General features: G+C 65.6%; 4 protein-coding genes and 1 pseudogene. 2 read left to right on the top strand and 3 right to left on the bottom strand.

What is annotated here, in order from left to right; all coding sequences use genetic code 11:
- Positions 1-461 (top strand): enoyl-CoA hydratase/isomerase family protein (locus Q8814_RS25545; RefSeq protein ID WP_330154743.1); only part of this gene is annotated, 461 nt, incomplete at its 5' end.
- Positions 462-471: 10 nt separating this feature from the next.
- On the top strand, positions 472-1,365 hold the full coding sequence (locus Q8814_RS25540; protein WP_330154742.1) for an alpha/beta hydrolase: 894 nt from the start codon (positions 472-474) through the stop codon (positions 1,363-1,365).
- Between the two features lie 72 nt (positions 1,366-1,437).
- On the opposite strand, the gene Q8814_RS25535 is transcribed toward Q8814_RS25540, so the two are convergent.
- From Q8814_RS25535 to Q8814_RS25525, 3 genes and pseudogenes are all read right to left on the bottom strand, one after another.
- Entirely contained in the window at positions 1,438-1,764 is a 327-nt protein-coding gene (locus Q8814_RS25535) for a hypothetical protein (protein ID WP_330154741.1), read from the bottom strand.
- Positions 1,765-1,805: 41 nt separating this feature from the next.
- Positions 1,806-2,567, bottom strand: coding sequence for an SDR family oxidoreductase (locus Q8814_RS25530; RefSeq protein ID WP_330154740.1), 762 nt, complete (start codon positions 2,565-2,567; stop codon positions 1,806-1,808).
- Positions 2,568-2,618: 51 nt separating this feature from the next.
- Positions 2,619-2,794, bottom strand: a pseudogene (locus Q8814_RS25525) (amidohydrolase family protein); the annotation flags it as partial.

Here is a 2,794-nt window from a genome sequence, read left to right as displayed (position 1 = left end):
TGGTCGCCGCCGTGAACGGCCCGGCCGTCGGGCTCGGCTGCAGCCTGGTAGCGCTCAGCGACATGGTCTACATGGGCGAGAAGACCTACCTCGCCGACCCGCACGTGCAGGTCGGCCTGGTCGCTGCGGACGGTGGGCCGCTGACGTGGCCGCTGCAGATCAGCCTGTTGCAGGCCAAGGAGTTCGCGTTCAGCGGACAGCGGATACCCGCGGAGCGTGCCCGGGAACTGGGCCTGGCGAATCACGTCGTCGCCGACCCGTTGAGCGAGGCGCTGGCGTGCGCGAAGCGTATCTCGGAGCAGCCGCAGAAGGCGGTCGAGGCGACGAAGCGGTTGCTCAACATCCACCTCGAGCGTGCGGTGCTCGCCACGCTGGACTACGCGATGAGCGCCGAGGAGATGACATTCCAGAGCGCCGATTTCCAGGCCAACATCGCGCGGCTCACCGCGCAGAAGGACTGAAGGACGCACCGTGATCGGTCGCCTGCGGTCACTGGCGCATTTTCATCCGGATCTGCGTGTCGCGGCGCTGTTTGCGCCGCGGCGCGCGGTGAGCCCGCGGTCGTTGCCGGTACTTCGTGTCCTGACCGGAGCGATCCGCGGAACGGATCCGGACATTCATGTTCTCGAACCCGGTGTCGCGGTGCGGTACTTCCGGCCGTCGACCGTCGCGGACGGGGAGCCCGGTCCGGCGCTGTTGTGGATCCACGGCGGGGGTTATGTCTTCGGACGGGCCGCACAGGACGACGAGTTGTGCCGTCGCTTCGCCGAGCGTCTCGGGATCACGGTGGCCTCGGTCGAGTACCGGCTCGCGCCGGAACACCCCTATCCCACCCCACTCGAAGACTGCTACCGGGCGTACCAGCGCTTACTCCACCGTCCCGAGGTGGATGCGACGAGGGTTGCGATCGGTGGTGCGAGTGCGGGAGCGGGATTGGCTGCGGCACTGGCATTTCTCGCCCGTGACCGGGATACGACCGTGCCGGTCTTCCAGCTGCTGGCATATCCGATGCTCGACGACAGGACCGCGACCGGGCCGGAGCACATGCGCATGTGGGACGGCGTTGCCAACCGGTTCGGGTGGTCGAGTTACCTCGGCGACGCCGATCCCGATGTGGCAGTGCCCGCCCGCCGCACCGATCTGCAGGGTCTGCCGCCCGCGTGGATCGCGGTCGGGTCCAACGACCTCTTCTTCGACGAGAACAAGCAGTACGCGGACGGACTCGGCGATGCCGGTATCGCATGTGAATTCCATGTCGTCCCCGGCGCTTTCCACGGTTTCGACTCGGTGGTGCCACGCTCCGGTGTAGCGCGGGCATTCTTCGACACGCAGTGCGCGGCGCTCGGTGCGGTACTGACAGCCTGAAGACAATCTGCAAGCGGACGAGTTCGGGACCGCCGTCGTGATTCGGTGGTCCCGGCCTCGTCATGGTCTCGGCTACCGGCCGGGCTTGGAGTGTTCCGACTGCATCTGCAGAATCCGCATCTTCGGGATGGGGCCGTAACTCAGTGAGTCCGACATGTTCAGCTGTTTCGCTGCGGCCGCGGCGTGCACGTTGTCCTTGGCTGCCTGGGGATCGCCCTGGAGTTCGTAGATCGTGACGGACGGGCCGCCGTCGGGATCTGCCGGAGCAAGACGAATAGCACCCACGAATCCGTCGAGTGCCACCACTTCGGGGATGTGGACTTCGTCGTACCACTTGTTGAATTCGTCCAACCGGTCGGGATGCGACGGGTACGACTCGACGAGCAGGTAGTGCTTCATGAAGATTCCGATCTACGAGAAGTTATGGTGACAGCGAACATTCACACTCGCACGACCCAGCCGCCGTCGATGTTGAGGGTATGGCCGGTCACCCAGTCGCTGCCCGACGAGACGAGATACAGCAGACCGGGAATCAGTTCTTCCGGCTCGCCGAAGGGAAAGGGAATGGCGTGCTTGACCATTTCCTTGAGTTCCGGTGGTGAGGCGATCGAGCCCGCTTCGGTGTTGACCATGCCCGGTGCAATCGCGTTGACGCGGATACCGAACGGCGCCAGCTCGCGGGCCAGCGACACCGTCATGCTCACGAGCCCGAGCTTGGTGATGCCGTATGCCTGTGCCGCCATGAATGCCCCGCTCGAGGACTGGTTCACGATCTTGCCGTAGCCGTGTTCCTTCATGTACGGCACCACGGCGCGGCTGCAGAGCAGCGGTCCGGTGAGATTGACAGCGAGCGTGCGGTTCCAGAGGTCGATATCCATCGTCGTGAGGGATCCCTCGCCGACCACCTCGGCCATCAGCCCGGCGTTGTTCACCAGGATGTCGACGGACCCGAAATGTGCAGCCGCGGTGGCGGCCATCTCGGTCGTGCTCGCTTCGTCCCGGACGTCGACGCCGACGGCGAGTGCGCGGTGACCCGCGGCCGTCAACTCCTCGGCTGCCGAGGTGGCGGAGTCGAGGTTGACGTCCGCCAGCACCACCGCGGCACCTGCTTCGGCGAGCCCTCGCGAGTATGCCCGGCCGATCCCACCCCCGGCGCCGGTGACGATAGCGACCTTGCCGGCCAGCTGTGGAGTGTCTGTCATATCGTGTTTCCTTTTCGTCTATGCGCGGCTTCGTGGATGCGCGACGCGGGCCTACGAGTTGGCGAGTTCGTAACGGCGCCGGTACTCGGTCTTGGAGGTCTCGCTGATGTCGACATCGGCCGCCTTGGCGCGCAGCGCACCCACGGTGGCCTGCTCGCGCGGGATGTGCGCGAAAGGATCCCAGCCGAAGAAGCGAGAGGCGTTCTCGAAGGTGATCTTGTCGATCT

The sequence above is a fragment of the Rhodococcus chondri genome (assembly GCF_036327435.1).
Taxonomy (GTDB): domain Bacteria; phylum Actinomycetota; class Actinomycetes; order Mycobacteriales; family Mycobacteriaceae; genus Rhodococcus; species Rhodococcus chondri.
This window is presented reverse-complemented; position numbering and strand designations above follow the sequence as displayed.

Coding starts and splice junctions, on each gene's coding strand:
- Q8814_RS25530 (WP_330154740.1), bottom strand. CDS start 2,567: ATGACAGACACTCCACAGCTGGCCGGCAAGGTCGCTATCGTCACCGGC.
- Q8814_RS25535 (WP_330154741.1), bottom strand. CDS start 1,764: ATGAAGCACTACCTGCTCGTCGAGTCGTACCCGTCGCATCCCGACCGG.